Annotated in this window: 15 protein-coding genes; 12 read left to right on the forward strand and 3 right to left on the reverse strand. The window is 50.5% G+C overall.

All coding sequences use genetic code 11. The annotated features are described in order from the left end of the window. Positions 1–36 precede the first annotated feature (36 nt). A complete protein-coding gene (locus IPN95_20750; protein ID MBK9451798.1) occupies positions 37–1,137 on the forward strand; it encodes an AAA family ATPase in 1,101 nt (366 codons plus the stop codon). 43 nt (positions 1,138–1,180) lie between these two features. Beyond that, complete coding sequence (locus IPN95_20755) at positions 1,181–1,912, forward strand: hypothetical protein (protein MBK9451799.1); 732 nt, start codon at positions 1,181–1,183, stop codon at positions 1,910–1,912. A 275-nt stretch (positions 1,913–2,187) separates the two neighbouring features. Here IPN95_20755 and IPN95_20760 read toward each other — a convergent pair whose 3' ends face one another. Continuing rightward, positions 2,188–2,853, reverse strand: a complete 666-nt coding sequence (locus IPN95_20760; protein ID MBK9451800.1) for a DUF2807 domain-containing protein — start codon at positions 2,851–2,853, stop codon at positions 2,188–2,190. A gap of 188 nt (positions 2,854–3,041) precedes the next feature. Here IPN95_20760 and IPN95_20765 point away from each other — a divergent pair, with 188 nt between their 5' ends. Both IPN95_20765 and IPN95_20770 read left to right on the forward strand, forming a co-directional pair. Continuing rightward, complete coding sequence (locus IPN95_20765; GenBank protein ID MBK9451801.1) at positions 3,042–4,019, forward strand: helix-turn-helix transcriptional regulator; 978 nt, start codon at positions 3,042–3,044, stop codon at positions 4,017–4,019. 75 nt (positions 4,020–4,094) lie between these two features. Next, positions 4,095–5,291, forward strand: coding sequence for a hypothetical protein (locus IPN95_20770; GenBank protein ID MBK9451802.1), 1,197 nt, complete (start codon positions 4,095–4,097; stop codon positions 5,289–5,291). Positions 5,292–5,431: 140 nt separating this feature from the next. On the opposite strand, the gene IPN95_20775 is transcribed toward IPN95_20770, so the two are convergent. Further along, positions 5,432–6,400 (reverse strand): acyl transferase, encoded by a 969-nt coding sequence (locus tag IPN95_20775; protein MBK9451803.1) that lies wholly within the window; start codon positions 6,398–6,400, stop codon positions 5,432–5,434. A 60-nt stretch (positions 6,401–6,460) separates the two neighbouring features. Further along, positions 6,461–7,120 carry a hypothetical protein gene (locus IPN95_20780; protein MBK9451804.1) on the reverse strand — a complete coding sequence of 220 codons (660 nt, stop codon included), beginning with the start codon at positions 7,118–7,120 and terminating at the stop codon, positions 6,461–6,463. Between the two features lie 224 nt (positions 7,121–7,344). Here IPN95_20780 and IPN95_20785 point away from each other — a divergent pair, with 224 nt between their 5' ends. The 8 genes from IPN95_20785 (at position 7,345) to IPN95_20820 (ending at position 19,770) form a co-directional block, all read left to right on the forward strand. Then, on the forward strand, positions 7,345–8,256 hold the full coding sequence (locus IPN95_20785; GenBank protein MBK9451805.1) for a bestrophin family protein: 912 nt from the start codon (positions 7,345–7,347) through the stop codon (positions 8,254–8,256). 97 nt (positions 8,257–8,353) lie between these two features. After that, positions 8,354–9,520, forward strand: a complete 1,167-nt coding sequence (locus IPN95_20790; GenBank protein ID MBK9451806.1) for an O-antigen ligase family protein — start codon at positions 8,354–8,356, stop codon at positions 9,518–9,520. Positions 9,521–9,604: 84 nt separating this feature from the next. Next, a complete protein-coding gene (nadE, locus tag IPN95_20795; protein MBK9451807.1) occupies positions 9,605–11,533 on the forward strand; it encodes an NAD(+) synthase in 1,929 nt (642 codons plus the stop codon). A gap of 62 nt (positions 11,534–11,595) precedes the next feature. Beyond that, positions 11,596–11,955, forward strand: a complete 360-nt coding sequence (locus IPN95_20800; protein MBK9451808.1) for a carboxymuconolactone decarboxylase family protein — start codon at positions 11,596–11,598, stop codon at positions 11,953–11,955. A gap of 37 nt (positions 11,956–11,992) precedes the next feature. After that, positions 11,993–14,362 (forward strand): T9SS type A sorting domain-containing protein, encoded by a 2,370-nt coding sequence (locus tag IPN95_20805; GenBank protein ID MBK9451809.1) that lies wholly within the window; start codon positions 11,993–11,995, stop codon positions 14,360–14,362. Between the two features lie 91 nt (positions 14,363–14,453). Continuing rightward, on the forward strand, positions 14,454–17,915 hold the full coding sequence (locus IPN95_20810) for a T9SS type A sorting domain-containing protein (GenBank protein ID MBK9451810.1): 3,462 nt from the start codon (positions 14,454–14,456) through the stop codon (positions 17,913–17,915). A gap of 117 nt (positions 17,916–18,032) precedes the next feature. After that, positions 18,033–18,491, forward strand: coding sequence for an FKBP-type peptidyl-prolyl cis-trans isomerase (locus IPN95_20815; GenBank protein MBK9451811.1), 459 nt, complete (start codon positions 18,033–18,035; stop codon positions 18,489–18,491). Between the two features lie 799 nt (positions 18,492–19,290). Then, a complete protein-coding gene (locus IPN95_20820) occupies positions 19,291–19,770 on the forward strand; it encodes a nuclear transport factor 2 family protein (protein MBK9451812.1) in 480 nt (159 codons plus the stop codon). The last annotated feature ends 15 nt before the right edge of the window (positions 19,771–19,785 follow it).

Here is a 19,785-nt window from a genome sequence, read left to right on the forward strand (position 1 = left end):
GGCAAAATTGCTATCTTTGGTGAAAATGAAATTGGCATGATCAAGCGACTCGTCGTTGAGAAATTATATGATCGATTTGATTTTGATCTTCATTTCAATGAGGATTTGAATCTATTGACAGGGAGGAATGGATCTGGTAAGACGACGTTGATGAAATTGATGTGGGGGATGCTGAGCGGGAGAATTGGAGATGTAGCCATGTACCCAAGCGTCGAGAACTTATTATTGGAAGTGACCGAAGGAACACTTTTTCAAGGGACGAAAGAAAAGGAACTTCGATTATTTGGACACAACCTTCTTAGCGAGCGTAAATTTGTTGCAAGAGCTGATCTTTCGAAAAATGCCAAAAACATCGGATATTCAATCGGGGATGTCCAACAGATTCTCCCAGGGCGAGTAAGTCAATACCTTGAATCAGCAAGATGCTCACTTTATTTCCCAACTTTCCGCAGGAATGAAGGAGGCTACGAATTTCTCAGCGTCCCGCAACCAGTAGGTCAGAATCCGCTTGCAGATGAGAATTTGGCAAATATGATCCGCGCAGCAAGTAACGGGCCTCGGGAATTCCATGTATTTGTGAATTATTCTTCGACGATTGACATCGAATTTATCATTGCTTCGATACAGGCGAACATTGCAAATCAGACACAAAAACTTGAAAAGGAGCAAAGTGACTTCGTTTTGCAATTGACTGTTAATGTCGAGGGCGATGAAAGAGCAATTCTTCAAGCCATCAGGTCCAAGCAGGAAGAAACGAATGCCAAGGTGGCCGAATTGATGAAGCCGCTCACTAAGCTCTCAGAGATGATTGCGATTCTGTTCAAGGGCAAAGGCGTTCAGGTTTCGGGGAATCTCACCCTGGGCGACAATTTGGAGGCCATTCATTCTGAGCATCTCAGCTCTGGCGAAAAGCAAATGCTCAGTCTTCTTGCCTATTGTTCGATTTGCAAGAACACGATCATCTTTATCGACGAACCCGAGCTCAGCCTCAGCGTAGATTGGCAGCGGCTGTTGGTGCCGATGTTGCTTGACATTCCTAATGGGAATCAATATTTTATGGCTACGCATTCCCCCATGATTTACGCATTGTATCCTGATAAAGACATTTTCTTAGACTCAGACAAAGGAGGAAACTGAGATGCCCGTACCGCAACAAACTGCCGCCGAAATTAGTGCAGAAATGGCTAAGTCTTCTCTTCCCACAGTACTGATTGAAGGCAAGACCGATGCATTGATTTTTCGGAGGATACAAAGCCGCCTCGGCCTAGCGGAATTCACTTTTTTCCCTTGCGGTTCGCGGAGTCACTTGCTCGCCGTTTTTGAGCAATTCCGTCCGAATGTTAGTAGTCGTATTGCATTTTTCGCCGACAGGGATTTATGGTATTTCGATGGTGTACCGGCCAAGTTCTCCGATGTGATCTTCACCTTCGGCTACAGCATCGAGAATGATTTGTATTTCGATGGAAAGGAGCGCTTGGATGAATTACTTGATCCTGGCGAGTTCCAATTCCTACAAATACTCCTTCAGAATGTCTGCAATTGGTTTGGGTTTGAAATTGGACTACGAACTCAAGGAATGGCGCCAGAATATGCAAAACATAGCATCCTCAATCCATTGGTGATACCAAAACAAAAGCCTGACTTTGAGCCAAGTTTTTTGAGTGCAAGAGGCTACTCAATGCCAGAGACGCAACTGCAGGAATTCATCCAACGGGATGAGCTTGCAGGCCTGCAGGGCAAAATTCTGTTTGATTGCTTCAAAAAGGTGTTCGATGATTTCAGGGAAAAGGACCAAGCCAAATTTGCGCATTCCCAACTCCACGAACTCTGCTTGATTGAAGGAATTTCCGCATCAAATCCCACTTCCCGTATCAATCAAATCATCACTGCTATACAACTCAAGTTGCAATAAGGATCTCCATACCAGCACACCGGCCGACCGGCTGCGGCGGGTACTTCGTAAACCGCGTGTCCTCCTTGGCCTTCTCACACATCATAAAAACACTGCCGCGCGCGTTGTTGGTCGTGCGCAGGTGGCGGCAGCGGTGGCAAAGACTTGTGGGAAAGGGCAAGCGATCCATACTGCGAAATTCGGGGGAATGGGTTGGTTTTGCAAGTCGGGTTGCCTGTAAAGGCTAACGCAAAAAGCCTTCCCGATTCAGGAAGGCTTCGTGCTTGCTTCAGACATCAATCCTTACAATGCTTGACTTCGCCGTCGCCATGCTGTTGAATGTACATCAGTTGCGCGGGACCGTAGTAGTGAACAAAACCTTGACCGGAATGACTGATCGAAATCTTCTCCTCGGCAAAGACTTCCACATTGCCTTGCGCCTGATTCTTGAGCGTCAATTCCTTTGCCAGCAAGTCCTTGGCAAAAAGATGGCCTTCGCTTTGGTTTTTGATATCGACGAGCCCGCTCCTGCCTTTCAACGTCACATTACCCTCGGCTTGCAAGAGGACTTTGAGCTGCGGCGTTTGAAAATTCAGCTCGGTATTGCCTTCGGTTTGGACTTTGATATCCAAAGGTGACTGAATGTGAATCAATTGCGGACAAACCACGTCTCCACCTTCGCAGCGCACGACCAAATGATCGAGTTGCCGCAAATAGATCCGCACGACCGCCCGGGTAAAAACTGGAGTGCGCAAAACCCCTTCCGTGGTCACAAACAACGTACTCCCGCTGTTGACCGCGCTGAAATATTCTGCGAGATTTTCGTCCATCTCCACCTCCACTTTCTCCTCATCGGACTGAATCAACTCCGTCAGGCCCTTCACAGCGACATGCAACCGCAAAAAGGAACTCACTTGAAACGTTTTGGAAACCATCGTTCCATTGCCTTGTACTTGTACCATTTGTCTCAGTTTTTTAAATGAAACCATTCTTATCCTGCTTTGAATTGTGTGTACAATCGTTTCAAAAGGTGCGCATCTCATTGTCGAATTGTTGCACGAATTCGATAGGACAAAGATAGCGGGAGTTGAAGGCAACCATTATTATATCAAACGGATAATACTTTATATTTACAGGATCAATATGTGAAATGCCGAAATCACCTTCCAAGGATTCCGAACTTCAGAATTCGCTGCTATCGGAGGGTAAAACCGCTCCCATTTCGTCCTTTTTCAAATTGGAAGACATCATCTTGGAGGCGGGATGCCTACAACGGCGAATGTGGCAGCTCAGCGACATTCGCATCACGTACTATGAAGGCCGACTTGTGGACATCGACAGCACTCTTTTGAAACTGTCCCAACAAACTGTGACGATGCTTTTCGTTCAAAAAGGTGGCATTCGTGTGGAATTCGGCGGAAATGCAGAAGGTCGTTGCCTGAAAACAGCGATGCAGAATTGTTTCTATTCGGCGAATGAACCGGTGCAAGTGTGGTCGGAGGAATTGGAGGTCGGGTTTTGGTGCATTGAATTTTCGAAGGCGTGCTTTTTGGAATATGCTTTGGAAGCTACTCCGTCTTGGGGCGAATTCACTGCCGCCATCGACCAAAATCAGGCCTCAACATTGTTGTCGCGCTCTGCATTTCTTGATTTGTCGATCCAATCCTGTTTGCAGAGCATCTTGAATTCGACCGGAAATTCGAGATCCTCGCGGCTTTTTCTACGGGCAAAAGTGCTTGAACTGCTGGCACATCAAACTGAATGCAGTGAATCACAAAACACTACCATTCAACGCTTTGTCAAGAAGGACTACGACCGCGAACGTCTTCTATTCGCCAAAGAATACCTGCTGAAATCGATGGCCCTCCCTCCTTCCCTCCCCGATTTGGCGCGTATCGCAGGCATCAACGAATTCAAATTGAAGAGGGGCTTCAAGGAAATGTTTGGGGATACCGTTTTTGGGTTCTTGGCCAAAACGCGGCTCGCGCTCGCAAAAACTGCGCTTGAAAAAGGACAACAAACGGCCTCTGAAATCGCCTTCGAATTGGGTTTTTCGTCGTTGCAGCATTTTAGCACGGCATTCAAAAAGCAGTTTGGGGTTTCCCCGCGGCATTTTGCGAAGGACTGAATCCGTCGTTCCGATTCCATGTTTTGCAAGCTCCTCCCAATGGCCTATTTTTGGCGCACATTATAAGGTAGGCTGATGAAATTTTTGGAAGTCAAGCTGGGCGACAAGGCCTTGATTCGTGAGTTTTTAATGCTCGCAGTCCGCATCTACAAGGATGATCCCCTGTGGATCAGGCCTTTGGACAAAGATATTGAAGCGGTATTCGATCCCAAAACCAATAAATTTTGGCGTCATGGAAAGGCAATCCGCTGGATTTTGCAAAATGACAAGGGCGAAACAGTAGGCCGTGTTGCTGCGTTCATCAATGAAAGGACCGCAAACACCGAAGAGCAGCCCACGGGCGGTATGGGCTTCTTTGAATGCATTGACGATCAGGCAACAGCCAATCTCCTCTTTGACAAATGCAAGGAGTGGCTCACGGCAAACGGCATGGAAGCCATGGACGGCCCGATCAACTTCGGCGAACGCGAGGCGTGGTGGGGTTTGCTCTACGAAGGTCGCTATGAGCCTGTCTATCAGATGAATTATCAGCCGGAATACTACATCCCGCTTTTTGAGAACTACGGTTTCCAAACGTACTTCAAACAGCATGTTTTGTACCGTCCGGTTTTGGAACCGATGCAGGAACGGTTCAAGGAAAAGGCTGACATGGTCGCAAGGGATCCCAATTACCGCTTTACGACGCTGAAAAAGAAGGAAATCGCCAAGTTTGCAGAAGACTTCCGCGCGATTTTGAACGGTGCCTGGACGGGGCACGCCGGCTTCAAGCCCATGCGCAAGGAGCAAAGCGCATCCATCATGAAAAAGCTCAAGCCGATCCTCGCCGAAGAACTGGCGATTTTTGGGTACTACAAAGACGAGCCCATCGCCTTTTTCATCATGATTCCCGACATGAATCAGGTTTTCAAGGACTTCAACGGAAAATTCGGGTTGATCGAGAAGTTGCGGACGCTTTGGCGCATCAAAATGCGGAAGATTACGAAATGCTACGGCATCGTTTTCGGCATTGTCAAAGAGCATCAAGGCAAGGGCGTCGATGGCGGATTGATCAACCATGCGCGCGAGGTTTTGCAGCCGATGAACCACTGGAACCACATGGAAATGATCTGGATCGGGGATTTTAATCCGAAGATGCTGAACGTCGGCTACGGCATCGGCGGCCGCGACTACAAGATTTACCATACGTTGCGGTACTTGTTTGACCGCACCAAGCCGTTTAAGCGCCTTCCGATCATTGGGGAGAAAGCTAACCCAGAAGGCGTTTCAGAGTGAGCGAAAGCGCGAGTTCGGGAATTTAGCGAAGGGGGCGCTCACACTTTGTTTTGGGTAGCGCCCCCTTCGCATTAGGGCTTTTCTTACGGTAGCGCCACCTTCGCTTTCGCACTTTGCTTTCGATCGCAAGCCCTTCTCGATCAGGCCAAGTACATCAAGTTGCAGCCACGCAACTCGGCATTTTCGAGGCGACCCAGCACTTCAAAACTTCCGTCAGGATGTACGAGACCACAGTCGTCGGTGGCGATGAAAGCACAGGAATGGAGATTGGCGAGATCAATCACGTTGATGCGCCCGACCTCGTTGAAGGGGAGCTTTTTGGTAGGATTGTAAGGATCGGTGATAACGATCCGCATCCAAGGTGGGCATTGAAAACGTTGATTTCCCGTGGAATAGGCTTGGCTCAGCAATTCGGTCATGCCGTATTCCGAATGAATTTTTTCCAAAGAAAACGCGTCGGCGAGCAGGCGATGCAATTCGCTGCGCGTCATTTCCTTGCCTCTTCCTTTCATGCCACCGGTTTCCATCACAACGGTATCGGGTGGCAAAGCAAAGCCATGACTTTCAGCGAAATCGAGTAAGGCAAAGCTGACGCCGATCAAAAGAATTCGTTCTCCGCTTTCAGCCGCCTCCGCCAATCCTTGTCGAAGCGCCTCAAAATTGTACAGGTAAAAGCCGCTGCCGGGGAGTCCGAAGGCTGTGATCCATTCCTTGACCATGTGCACGAGCGAGCTATCGCCGCGCTCGAGATAATTGGGAAGCAAAGCGAAAATCGCCCATTCCCTTTCACCATAAAATTGCCTGAAACCGGCCAATGCCGCACGGTCATACAATGCCAAATCACGGACAAAGTGCCTTGATGTGGCCTCTCCCGTGGTCCCACTGCTTCGGAAAATGGCCTGAGGTTCCCATTCGTCTCCGCTTCGCAGTTCAAAATCTTTGAAAAAGCGAATCGGAATAAACTGCATTTCAGATTCTCCCAACAATTCGCAGTAGCGCCGAATGACAGGATTTTCGCGGAGTTGATATTCCCAAATCAGCTGCGAAAGGGCATCAAAATCCAATTCGGGTGCAAAAATCGCATTACCATCGGGACAAACCTCGCTCATGCGACAAAGTTAGATCGAATTTCAGAATAAGAAGTTGAGCGCTCGAGGAAGACGGACCGGTCAACTGCCCCAGCCATTGCAGGTATTGCGGGAAGCGCTGGAGCTCGCCTTGTGGGTGCGACCGCTTTCGGCGCCGTAGCTGAAGTGAACGGTGACCAAAACTTCGTCGATTTGAGGCCGGGCAATGACGCCGCCCCCCATCACAGAAATGGCAACGCCAAATCCGGGGGCATTCACCTCCTTGATCGTCCAAGGTTGGTCCCAATCCGCGATTTCGTCACCGTAGTAGGCAGCAGTCCAATTGTCATCCCAAAGGTCGGGTGCATGCAGGTCTGCGCCTGTAGCCACGCCTGCCCGCATGAGCCGCACGGATTTGTCTACAATCCCCTCTGCGACATCACCTTTGCGAATGATGACCACCTCAATCCCCTCGACGCGCGCATCGGCAGGCAAGGCAAATCCGAAGTTGCTGATTTTGAGTGTTTGCGTAAACTGCCCCTTGGTCAATGGCGCGGCGTAGGTGCGGTCTTCGTTGTCGTCGCAGCGGGCATTCGAAGCCTCAGACCAGAACATTCCCGGTCCTGCCTCTGAAACAAAAGACTTCCCGCAAATTGGCCCGGCAGCATTGGCTTGGGCATTCAGAAGATTATTTTGAAATAACATCCCCATGCAGCATACTGCCAATGCGATTTTCCCGATTTCAGGATATAATTTCATCATTGCTTTAAAAGCTCAAAAACCGATTCAACCTTGAATCCAATCCAAAAAACAACAGAGGGGGACACACCAATTCCGAACACAATTTAGAACGCATCCGCCCCGCTTCCCAACTTTTCTTATTCACAATTTACCCCCAGAAAACGCAATTCAGGGATTGCAACCACCTGATATGCGTCAAATAGGAAAAGGCTTCTTATCTTCGGACGAAATTTTTCAGGTCCAAAATGATCCCGTACAACCCCAAAAATTGGTTCACGCTCATTTTCGCTGGGAGCAAGTCCCAGTTGATGAAAAACATGCTTCCCAACCTTATCGGGATCGGGATTGCTACGGGTGTTTTTATCTGGCTCATGGAGGATATCATCGAAGCCCATGTGCCTGAAGGGATCAACGTGCATACCTTTGTGGGGATCGTGCTGGGCTTGGTACTCGTTTTCCGCACGAATACCGCTTATGACCGCTGGTGGGAGGGTCGACGATTGATGGGCGCATTGACCAATCATTCGCGGAATCTGGCCTTGAAACTCAATGCGATTTTGCCGGTAGAGGACCGAGAAGCCCGACAGTTTTTTGCGAAGACTATCCCCAACTTCTATTTTGCGCTGAAGGAGCACCTCCGTGACGGGGTTATCACCGAAGAACTGCACCTCGATGACATGTCCTATGCCGATGAAATCGACAAAGTGCGCCATATTCCCAATCTTATCGCAGCCCATTTGCAGCAACGCATCACCGCATTGTTGCGCGACGGGGTGATCCAAGGCGAGCAATACCGCGTCCTCAACGACGATGTCGTGGCCATGATCGACGTCTGCGGCGGCTGCGAACGCATTCAAAAAACGCCCATTCCGATTTCCTATAGCATTTACATCAAAAAGGTCATCTTCATCTACCTCCTTTCGATGCCACTGAGCACGATCCATACATTGCACTATTATTCGATCCCCATGGTGATGTTTACGACCTACGTGTTGACGGGTATCGAATTGCTCGCCGAGGAAATTGAAGATCCATTTGGACACGATTACAATGACCTGGACACCGACGGCATGGCAGGTCGCGTGCGTGCAAACGTGCAAGAGGTGCTTTTTGGAGGAATGGGCATCGAACATCCAGTCGAAAAAGCAGCTGTCTAGGAGAAAAACGGCATATTTGAGTGTGAAAAATACACGCCTTCGCGTCGGGTTATCCTATTTGTCCGTGTTTGCAATGGCAATTTTGGCGTGTTTACCCATGCAAAATGCAATCGTTGCAACGCTGGTGTTTGGGTTGTTGGGATGCATTTTGATCCTTGAAATGAAGTTCAATGTTCCATCGCTAAGTGGAACGGGAAAAACCGCATTGGGATTTGCTTTGCTCTGTTTGATCTGGGGCATGGTCGTTGCCCCCTTCAGTCCACATCCCTCAATTTCAATTCCTTACATGCTGAATCTCTTTGGCCTATCGATGGCAGGATTGGCAATGGGTTTGAGAGTCGATACGTTGTTTTGTAAAAAACACATCCTGTTTGGCGCAATCGCCCTATCCGCCATCCTGGTCTATAGCCTTGTGAGGTTCAGTACATTCAACAAGGTTGGTTCGTCCCCGTTTTTTCAAGACACGAATCTCCTTTCCGCTGCCGCTGCTTTACTCTTGCCAGGGCTTGGCGCCATCGGTTGGTCTGATCGTCGAAAATGGACGGGTTGGTCGGCCTGGGGAATGGTTTTATTGTTCATCGTAGCCGTGGCCGTTTTTCGTTCCCGTGGTGCATGGCTAAGTCTCATCGCGGTTGGCCTCATCTTTCCGGTGTTTTTGATGTCCAAGAAAATGCTCCGAATTGGCTGGATCATCGGTGCAATACTTATCTGCGTTACCTATTTCACGTTTCGCACAACCCTTGCGGCAACAACCTATGTATCGCGCGATGCCATCGGACAACTGAAGTCGATCGGGGAATTGAAAAACGACTTCAGCAACCGCGAACGACTCATGCGTTGGGAATGTGCCTGGCGAATGGCAATCGATCAACCTATCCTGGGCCAAGGCCCTGGATGTTATCCCTCGACATTCAAAAATTTTCTGCGGAGTCCCGAAGAAATGGAACGCATCAGCTACTGGTTTGGCTGGCGATTTGGAGCGCATTCCGATAGCCTTAACCTGCTTGCAGAAACGGGATTTGTGGGATTTTTTGCATTCATAGGAATGCTATTTGCCACCGGGGTGCTTGCCATTCGTAGAATATTGAACGTAGAGCAGGGATTTACGGTGAAGGCCGGGGTGATGCTGGGCCTGTTGACCTGGGTAGTTCATGGCTGCTTTAACGACCTTTTGAGCAGCAGCTTCCTCGTTGTATGGGGATTTTGGATGATCGGATATCAGTTGCGGACTGATGATGAGCACATTACACCATCAAAGGAATAGCTGTAACAACCTTGTCCCGCTCTGGCAATTGCAACATCCATTCGCCAAGAAAAAACTTATCTTTGAACCAAAACAAGGGTAAAAATGAAGAATATCCGTGTCGCCGGCGCTGCCGTGAACCAAACTCCCCTCGACTGGGAAAACAACCTTCAAAACCTGATCGCTGCCGTCAAGGAGGCCCGCAACCAAGAGGTTTCGTTGCTTTGCCTTCCGGAATTGGCCATTTGTGGCTACGGCTGTGAGGATACCTTTTTCAGCAGTTATGTTTTGGAGCGCTGCCTCGACGGCCTGCGCCGCATCGCCGCCGAATGCGAAAACATCATTGTCTCTGTCGGCTTGCCGATGGAACTGGAAAACTGCCTTTACAATGTCTCGGCTTTGATCCAAAACCGCGAAATCCTTGGTTTCGCAGCCAAACAGGAACTTGCGGGCGATGGTGTGCATTACGAACCACGTTGGTTCAAACGTTGGCCCGACAATTTGGTCCTCGGCTTCGAAATGGATGGCGAGGAATACCCATTTGGCGACATCATTTTTGAAATCGACGGCATTCGAATCGGTTTTGAAATTTGCGAAGATGCTTGGAATGGCGTGCGACCCGCGCAGGATCACTACTTGCACAATGTCGATATCATCCTGAATCCCAGTGCTTCGCACTTTGCATTCGGCAAAAGCAAGGTCCGCGAAAAGCTGGTTGCAGAGACCACCCGCGGCTTTTACTGCGCTTACGTCTACAGCAACCTGCTCGGCAACGAAGCCGGCCGCATCATCTATGACGGCGAAATCTTGATCGCCCAAGGCGGCAATATTCTCGCCAACAACCAACGGTTTTCGTTCAAAACCCACCAAGTGGTGAGTGCCGTGTTGGATGTGCAATCCATTCGCCGCCAAAAGAAAAAATCCTTCAATTTCGAGCCGATTTATCCCGACAACCTCATCCACGGGATCAGCGAAATTCCGTCTGTCGAAAGCGGCTACTCCGATGCGGTGGTGACTTTGTCGCATATGAGCAAGGAGGAAGAATTTCACAAAGCCTTGGCCTTGGGGCTGTTTGACTACATGCGCAAAAGCTATAGCCGCGGTTTTGTGGTTTCGCTTTCCGGAGGAGCCGACAGCAGCTGTTGCGTGGCGATGGTCTCGGAGGCGCTCAAAATGGCGCGCAAGGAACTGGGAGACGAGGTCTTCCGCAAGCGACTGTCTTACATGGATTTGGGCGACTTGGACACGATGAATTCGCGGTTGCTCACGACAGTCTATCAGGAGACCGACAACAGTGGCGAGGCGACGGAAACGAGCGCCCGCGAACTTGCAAAAAGCCTCGGCGCCACCTTTTATATGTGGAATGTCCAGAAGCTGTACGACGAATACACGACGCTCGCAGAGGGCAGCATTGGCCGGCCATTGGACTGGAAAACGGACGATATCACCTTGCAAAACATCCAAGCACGTCTACGTTCGCCGGGCGTATGGATGCTCGCCAACATCAACAATGCCTTGTTGTTGACGACAAGCAACCGCAGCGAGGCCGCGGTCGGCTACGCCACCATGGACGGCGACACCTCCGGCGGATTGGCGCCGTTGGGCGGCATCGACAAAGCATTTTTGCGCGGATGGCTCATCTGGGCACAGCAAACGCAAGGCATCGAGGGCCTGCAATACGTGAACAAACTCGCGCCGACGGCGGAGTTGCGTCCGGCAGAAAATGCCCAAACCGACGAAGGCGACCTCATGCCCTACCCCATCCTCGACAAAATCGAAAAAGCGGGTATCCGGGACTACAAAAGCCCGGTCGAGGTGTTCCATACCCTGCGCGGCATTTGCGACGACGCTTCGCTCAAGCGCTACATCAAGAAATTCTACAGCCTCTGGGCCAGAAATCAATGGAAACGCGAGCGCTATGCGCCAAGTTTCCACCTCGACGACGAGAACCTGGATCCGAAGACGTGGTGCAGGTTCCCGATTTTGAGCGGTAGCTTCAGGGAGGAATTGAAGGAGTTGGAGGAGGTTTTGTAGGTTAATCAAAGGTCTGGTAAATTAATTATTATCAAGGAATTGCCATTTTTGATCACAATCCCATGAGTCTCCAAGAAGAATTCCACTCCTACCGCAGCCGCATGAATGCCCGGATTTTGGGCAGCGATTCCAAGGTTTTCAAGCGTCTTTGGAGTCTCGATACGCTCACTTACCAAGACGAAGGCGTGTTGGACAAGAAGACCAAGGAGCTCATGGGGCTTTGCGTTTCGTTGGCGATGCGCTGCGACAGCTGCGTCAAATACCATATTGAAGAAGCCCTCAAGGCAGGGGCAAACGAAGCAGAGATCGTCGAAACCTTCGAAATCGCCACCGTTATCGGCGGATCGATCGTGATCCCGGAACTGCGGCGCGCATTTGACTATCTCGACGAGCTGCTTTCTACCGATTCGGCCGACTCCTGAGAATTTCCTATCTTGAGCCTCGGATCGAATAATTGGTATGAGAAAACTTTACTTTCTGGCTTTAGCGCTATTGCTGATTTCGCTGAATTCATTTTCGCAAACTATTGTAAACGAAGCGTTTAATTCCGGAATTCCCGGAACATGGACCATCGTCAATGGCGGAGGCCCCGTCGATACATGGTTTGGGACCACGAACGGCTACAATGGGAATACGTTGAATGGAACGCAATTCGCATTCGTCAACAGCGATGCTGCTGGTAACAATCCCCACCCTTTGTTGAGCGAACAATTGATCACGCCGACGTTCAATGGGAATGCCTATTCGACGATTTTCCTCGAATTTGACCAGTATTACCATGTCTACAGCACCGATCGCGGTTATGTCGAGGTTTGGAATGGCACTTCGTGGATCGTACTGAACACCCTCAGTGCCAACACTGGCGCTTGGAATGCCCCCAACCATGCGACCTACAACCTTACCGCCTACCGCAACGCAGCAATGAAAGTGCGCTTCCGCTACGAAGACAACAACGTCTGGGCATGGTGGTGGGCTGTGGACAATGTCGAGATTTATGCGCCTCCCGCGAATGATGCACACCTCACGACCGTGGCGATTCCCACAAGTCAATGCGCTTATTCCGCCAATGAAGCGATCACCATCACCGGCATCAACGACGGAACGCAACCGATTACCTCACTGCCAGTCAGGTACCGCATCAACGGGGGCGCAACGGTCAATGAAACCTATGCTTCCACGATTGCTCCCGGCGCAACTTTCAATTACACATTTACGACGCCGGCCAATCTTTCCGCTGCGGGTGTGTACGTGATTGATGTCTGGACTTCACTTGCTGGAGATGCCATTCTCACCAATGACAGCATCGTCGGCACCACAACCAAAAACCACATCAGCGTTTCGGCATTTCCCTACACAGAAGATTTCGAGACCAATACGGGTGGATGGTTTGTTACGGGAATACTGCCAAGTTGGGCTTGGGGCACACCGGCCAAAACGGTGATTCAAGGCGCCTCTTCGGGTCAAAAAGCGTGGGTGACAGGCGGATTAGGCGCAGGAGATCATGGAAACAACGAACGCAATCAAGTCGAAGGCCCTTGCTTGGACTTCAGCAATACGCCCGGACCTTGGATTGGCTTGGACGCGTGGTGGAACGCAGAATTCAGCTGGGATGGGGCCAACCTGCAAACCAGCATTGACAGTGGGCAGACTTGGCAAAATGTCGGGCAGTTTGGGGACCCCTACAATTGGTACACAGACAATTCCATTGACGGATTGCCTGGAGGAACCAACCAAGGTTGGTCAGGAAGAAACAGCAGCAACAACGGCAGCGGCGGATATGTACGTTCCGTGCACAGTTTGGCCAACTTGGCTGGCGAACCGGCAGTGTTGTTGCGGGTAGCATTTGGAAGTGACGGATCGGTGGTGGATGATGGATTTGCCTTTGACAACCTCACCGTCGCAAGGCAACCTGTTCTTTATCTTGGCCCAGATACAACGGTCTGTGATTCGGTTACCCTGGATGGCGGCAATGGATCGGCATGGGTTTGGAGCACTGGAGATTCCACACAGTTCGTCAGTGTCGATACAACTGGAAATTATACTGCCACGATGTTTGACCAATATGGATTCCCCACGCAAGACGTCATCCATGTGACCGTCGAAGGGCCACGCACTTGGGACTTGGGCAACGACAGCAGCTTCTGCATCGCAAACAGTGCCACGCTCCTTGCAGGCGCTGGCGCGCAAGGCTACCTCTGGTCAGATGGTTCCACATCGCAGCAACTGACCGCGACCGCAAGCGGGACCTATTCGGTCACTGCCACAAGTGCAGCGGGTTGTATGCGGTCAGATACGATCCAATTGGCATTTTCGGACCTTTCTGCTGGAATTGACATGCTTGCCACGACCATTTGTCGCGGCGTACCGTTTCCATTCCAGGATTTTTCCACGGGTAATCCTACGAGTTGGTTGTGGGACTTTGGCAATGGCAACCTCAGCGTGAACCAAAATCCGACCACGGTCTACATGGCGGGAGGTACTTTTGTCGTGAATCTTGAGGTCAGTGATGGATTGTGCGTCGACGATACCTCTGTTACGGTCTTGGTTGAAGTTTGCACGGGAATTGAAAACGATGCAACATCGGGCCCCAATGCCTATCCGATTCCTGCCAATGACTGGCTTTTCCTTGATGGACTGGAAAACATCCAAGAGGACTTGAAACTGACGATTTTCGACTTGTCAGGCCGCATAATCGAAACTTTTACGGTGCAAGAAGGCAATGCGCAAAAAATCCATATTGAGGTAAAAGCATGGCCTGATGGAGTTTATTTTGCCCATTTGAAGGGAAACAACATGGATTGGAAACAGAAGTTCATGGTGCGTCACTAAGCGAACATACTTTTGTTGAGGCTTATTTTCGTGAGAATGATTAACTTGCGGGCAGTTCGCTTGAACTGTCTATTCAGCTATTAATCAGAGTATGAGAATGAAATTCAACACCAAATCACTCTTTGTAAGTCTTGCTTTCGGTGTCTTCGCATTGGTTGGCTTCCAATTGGTGCAAGCCCAATACTGCTTGCCTGTTTATGGCAATCAGTGCACCAGTGATGATTATATCAACCAGGTGACTTTTGCAGGGATCAACCAACTCGGCAGTGGTTGCGGCACGCCAGGCGCGAGCAACTACACCAACTACAGTGGCCTGTATACCGCCAATGTTGTAGCGAATCAACCCTACACAATCACCTGCGCTCCCGGCCCTACTTGGGGGCAGTATTTTGTGGCTATGATCGACTTGAACCATGACAATGACTTTGCCGACGCCGGTGAGTTTTTTGACATTGGCTATTCCTTGGGCGGCGGAACCGTAAGCAATACGATTACTGTTCCATGTTTTGCGCTCACAGGCCCTACAAGACTGCGCGTGATGTGTCAATATTCCAATACGCAATTGACACAACTGGACATTTGTAACCCCACGTTGAGTTTTGGCGAAGTGGAAGATTACAACATTGTGATCACGCAACCTACGACGACCGATGCAAGGCTCTTGCGCTTCGTTTCGCCTGTTTCTGCCTGCGGCATGACTTCCAATGAAACAGTGAGTGTCAGAATCGCCAATGTCGGTGGTCAGACCATCAACGGATTCACCGTTTGCTACCGCATCGGACTGAATGCACCTGTTTGCCAAACAGTCGCTACAGTGATTCCGGTTTGTGACTCGGTGCTGCATACATTTTCAGTGCCAGCCAACCTTTCTGCGCCTGGACAATACAACTTCAAGGCTTATGTCACTGCTGCTGGCGATCTCTTGCATGCGAATGACACTGTCAATAACCACATCGTCGACAACATTCCTGTCATCGGTTCGCTGCCCTACAGCGAAAACTTTGACGTTACCAACGGTGGCTGGACTGCCAGCGGCGTCAGCAGTTCTTGGGCTTGGGGAGTCCCTTCGGGCATCTTCATTCCTGCAGCAGCATCGCCCACCAAGGCTTGGGTCACCAACCTTACCGGTCCGCACAATATCGATGAGACTTCCTACTTGACCTCCCCATGCTTCAACTTCACTTCGCTGACAAACAGTCCTTACCTTGCATTTTCGCACATTTTTGAGACGGATGGTTTTTCTGACTTTGACGTAGTGGAGGTCAGCACGAATGCAGGAGCGACTTGGACCAAAGTCGGAACTTTTGGCAGCGGAAACAATTGGTACAACCAGCAATTTGGTGACTATTGGTCAGGAACTTCTGGCGCTTCTGGGGTTTGGCAATCTGCTGACCACCAATTGACTGGCTCAGCAGGATTCAGCAGCGTTCGCTTCCGATTTGCCTTCACGTCGGATGCATTTACAAGTCTGGAAGGAGTCGGCATCGACGATGTCAAATTGGTCGACACGCTCAAAAATGCGGGAGTCGTGGCATTTGTTGCCCCAACCAACGGATGCCAATTGAGTTCTACCCAAGCGGTTTCCGTTTCCATCAGGAATTTCGGATCACATACAATCAGCAATGTTCCTGTCTGCTACAAATTCCAAGGCGGTGCGGCAAACTGCGAAGTAGCTGCAGGCCCAATTGCGCCAGGCGCAACCTATACCCATACTTTTGCGACGACGGTCAACATGGCCGCTCCATTGGCCTATACCCTCCAAGGCTATACCAATTGGGCCGCCGATTACAATCGTCGCAATGACACGGTAAATACCATCGTGCAAAGCTTCCCCGTCGTCAGCACCTTCCCTTACAAAGAAACGTTTGAAGCTGGAACAGGCGGCTGGGTAAGCGGTGGTACTTCAGGCAATGACTGGGCACATGGCACCCCTGCCAAAACCACCATCATCGGCGCAGCCTCCGGCACAAAGGCTTGGGTTACGGGTGGCCTAGGCACAAACCCCTATCAGGACAATGCCAATAACTGGGTTGAAAGCCCCTGCTTTGACTTGACTACATTGTCAAGTCCTTGGGTCATGGCCAAAATTTGGTGGAATGCCGAATTCTCCTGGGATGGTGCAGTCCTTGAGGCCTCTACAAATGGTGGTACAAGCTGGACTGAAATTGGCACATTTGGAGATCCATTTAACTGGTACACCGACAACTCCGTCAACGGCTTGAGCAGCAACGGCGGAACTGGAAACGGTTGGTCTGGTCGTGCATCAAGCACCAATGGTTCTGGAGGCTATGTTTTGGCCAAACACGAAATCGCCGCTTTGGCCGGGCAAGCAAACGTGCGTTTCAGAATGCACTTTGCAACCGATGCCTCGGTGGTGGATGATGGATTTGCCTTTGACGACTTTGTCGTGGCTGATCCTCCTACCGTCGATTTGGGTCCCGATACCGCGGTTTGCGCTGGTGTGACGCTCAATCCAGGCCTTACAGGTGGCACATTTGCATGGACCGGTGGTGCAACCACACCAACATTGGCGGTTTCAACGGCTGGAACCTACATCTTGGAATACACCGATACGTTGGGATTGTCAGCCTCTGATACCATTGTAGTATCCTTGTCACCAACGCCTACTGTCAATCTTGGCGCAGATCAAACGGTTTGCCAAGGAGATACGAACTGCTTCACCTTGAATCCGAACCTTTACTCCAATATTCAATGGAGCACCGGCGCCACCACCAACACCATTTGCGTTTCCACGGCTGGCGACTGGACCGTGACCGCTGAAGATGCATTAGGTTGCGTTTCGTCGGATACAGTTACCACTACCGTTGTCGCGATTCCGACTCCGAGCCTGGGGGCAGACACCACACTTTGCCTCGGCGATACAATCTGCTTCGCATCCAACTGCGGCCCGAATCATACCTATATCTGGAGCACGGGCGCAACGACTTCGTCGATTTGCGTGACTACCATTGCAGGCTATTGGGTGCAGTGCATCGACAACAACGGATGCGTGGGTGGTGACAGCGTTCTTGTGACGCAAGGCGCTTTGCCGGTCGCAGTTGGCAGTGCCGACACGACCAACTGTCCGATCATACAGTTCATCAACGGCTCTACCGGCAATGCCGTGACTTGGGACTTTGGCGACGGCGGTACCTCGACGCAAAGTACCCCAAGCCACGATTACACCGCAGCTGGCAATGGCAGTTACACCGTGACCTTGGTTTCGATCAATGACTGCGGCACCGATACCACCACAATTCAAGTTGACATCAACTGCTTGGTGAGCATCGGAACGGCAATGGACAATCAATTGCGGTTGTTCCCAAATCCAAACCGCGGCCAATTCAAGTTGGAAACCACCCTCACGGGCGATGCGCCCGTGAATGTGACCATCACCGACTTGCACGGCAAAGCCGTTTATCACCACGATTTTGGACAGACGGCGGGTAGATTCTCTGAGCAGATCAACCTGCAAGACCAAAGCAAGGGCGTTTATTTCGTCAAATTCGAAGTAGGCGGACAAGTGACGGTCAAAAAAGTAGTGCTTCAATAACCACTCCTTTAGCTGAAAAACCCGCAGGTGGCGTTTGCTGTCTGCGGGTTTTTGTTTGCGTGGAATTCCCTACGAATTTGTCGTTTCCAGAATCCGCGCATCCGCGTATATTTGAGCATGAAACTCCGTATTTCCCTGTTATCGTTGGTTTTGTTGATCGCATTTGTCGGTTGCAAAAAATTTGACCCCAAGGAGCAAGCCGATTTGGATGCGCAAATCATTGCCGATTATTTGGCTTCCAATTTCCTGACTGCCGAGTCCTCGGCTTCTGGCTTGCATTGGATCATCGATTCTTTGGGAACCGGCTCCTATCCTGATCTTTCGAGCACGGTCACGGTTGCCTACTCTGGTTACTTTACCGATGGGGGAGTTTTTGATGAAAGCTCCGATTCAGGAGCAACATTTCCGCTGACCGGCGTGATCGAAGGTTGGCAGGAAGGTATTCCAAAATTCAAGGAAGGCGGCGCCGGCACACTGATCATTCCATCGGCGTTGGGCTATGGCAACAATGAGGTCGGATCGATTCCCAAAAACTCGGTGCTGGTCTTTGATGTGCACTTGATCGACATTCAATAAGGTCAGGTTTCCGCCTCCGAGATTCGCGGCAAAAACGACGGTTGGCAAGGGTATGAAGGCAGTGATCGTTGGTTTTGCGGCGTTTTGTATCTGGAGTTCAACGCTGTCGCAGGCGAATCTGACCTCTGACCGATTGATGCTCGATGTGTTGCTGAGAATGGCAACTTCGCCGACAAAAACCATTCTCCAAAATGACAGCAGCGGGCTATCTGGAATTCAGCTTCCGAAGTATGACTGCGAAAGTTTTGAAAAAGCAAACTTTCACCTTGTCGATTTGAATGGCGACCGACTGAACGATTTGGTCTACCATGGTCCCTGCAAAGGTGCTCCGCAAACCGCAGCTTTCATTTACAATGGCATCAGCTTTCAGAAAGTGCTCGACGAAGCTGGCAACATCCTCGCAATCAACCATTCCGACGAGGGAGCCCAGCTTTTTTTGTACAATCCTGCCGCCGAATGCATGGAAGATGCCGACCGCATCGGCTGCTATCAGCTCAACCGCCGTGGCGAATTGGTATCCCATGCAACGTTGATTTGGCGGCTGGAAGACACGCTACCCGCGCGCCCGGACAACATTCCCACGCATGTACGCGGTGTGGTGCGCACGAGTCCGAATGAAGACGATTCGCCGAGAATTGCTTCCTGTTTTGGCGATACTCTTTTGGGCAACCGCTTGTATGCAACGCCGGATGCCACGAAAGCCCTGCTTTTGCGCACCTGCGGCGACTGGCAGCAAGTACTTATTCCGCACGGCGAAAGCAATTTTCGCGTAGCTTGGATCCAAAATCAATTTCAAAATATGCACCCCAACGCAATTCTCATTCAGCGCTTTTACGAAGGTTTCCAAGAAAAAAATTACCGGCAAATGGGCGAATGCTACCATGATTCGGCAACATTTCAAGATCCCGTATTTACGCTGAAAAACGGCAAGGAGGCCCGCGCCATGTGGCACTTTCTCTGCACCAATGGCAAAGACCTCAAAGTGATCTTCAGTGACGTACAAGCCGATGACCACCAAGGATCTGCGCATTGGGAGGCGACCTATACGTTCAGCGGAACAGGTCGTAAAGTGCACAACGTGATTGATGCCAAATTTGAATTCAAAGACGGCAAGATTTTCGTACACAAAGACAGCTTCAAATTCTACAAATGGACACGCATGGCGCTCGGCGCAACGGGAACCCTGCTCGGTTGGACACCGCTGGTCAAAAACAAAGTGCGTGGCACCGCGATGGGCGGTCTCAAAAAATTCATGGCCGACAAGCCTGAGTATCAGTGAGCCGAAGGAACGCCT

It is taken from the genome of Bacteroidota bacterium (genome assembly GCA_016718825.1).
Taxonomy (GTDB): domain Bacteria; phylum Bacteroidota; class Bacteroidia; order J057; family JADKCL01; genus JADKCL01.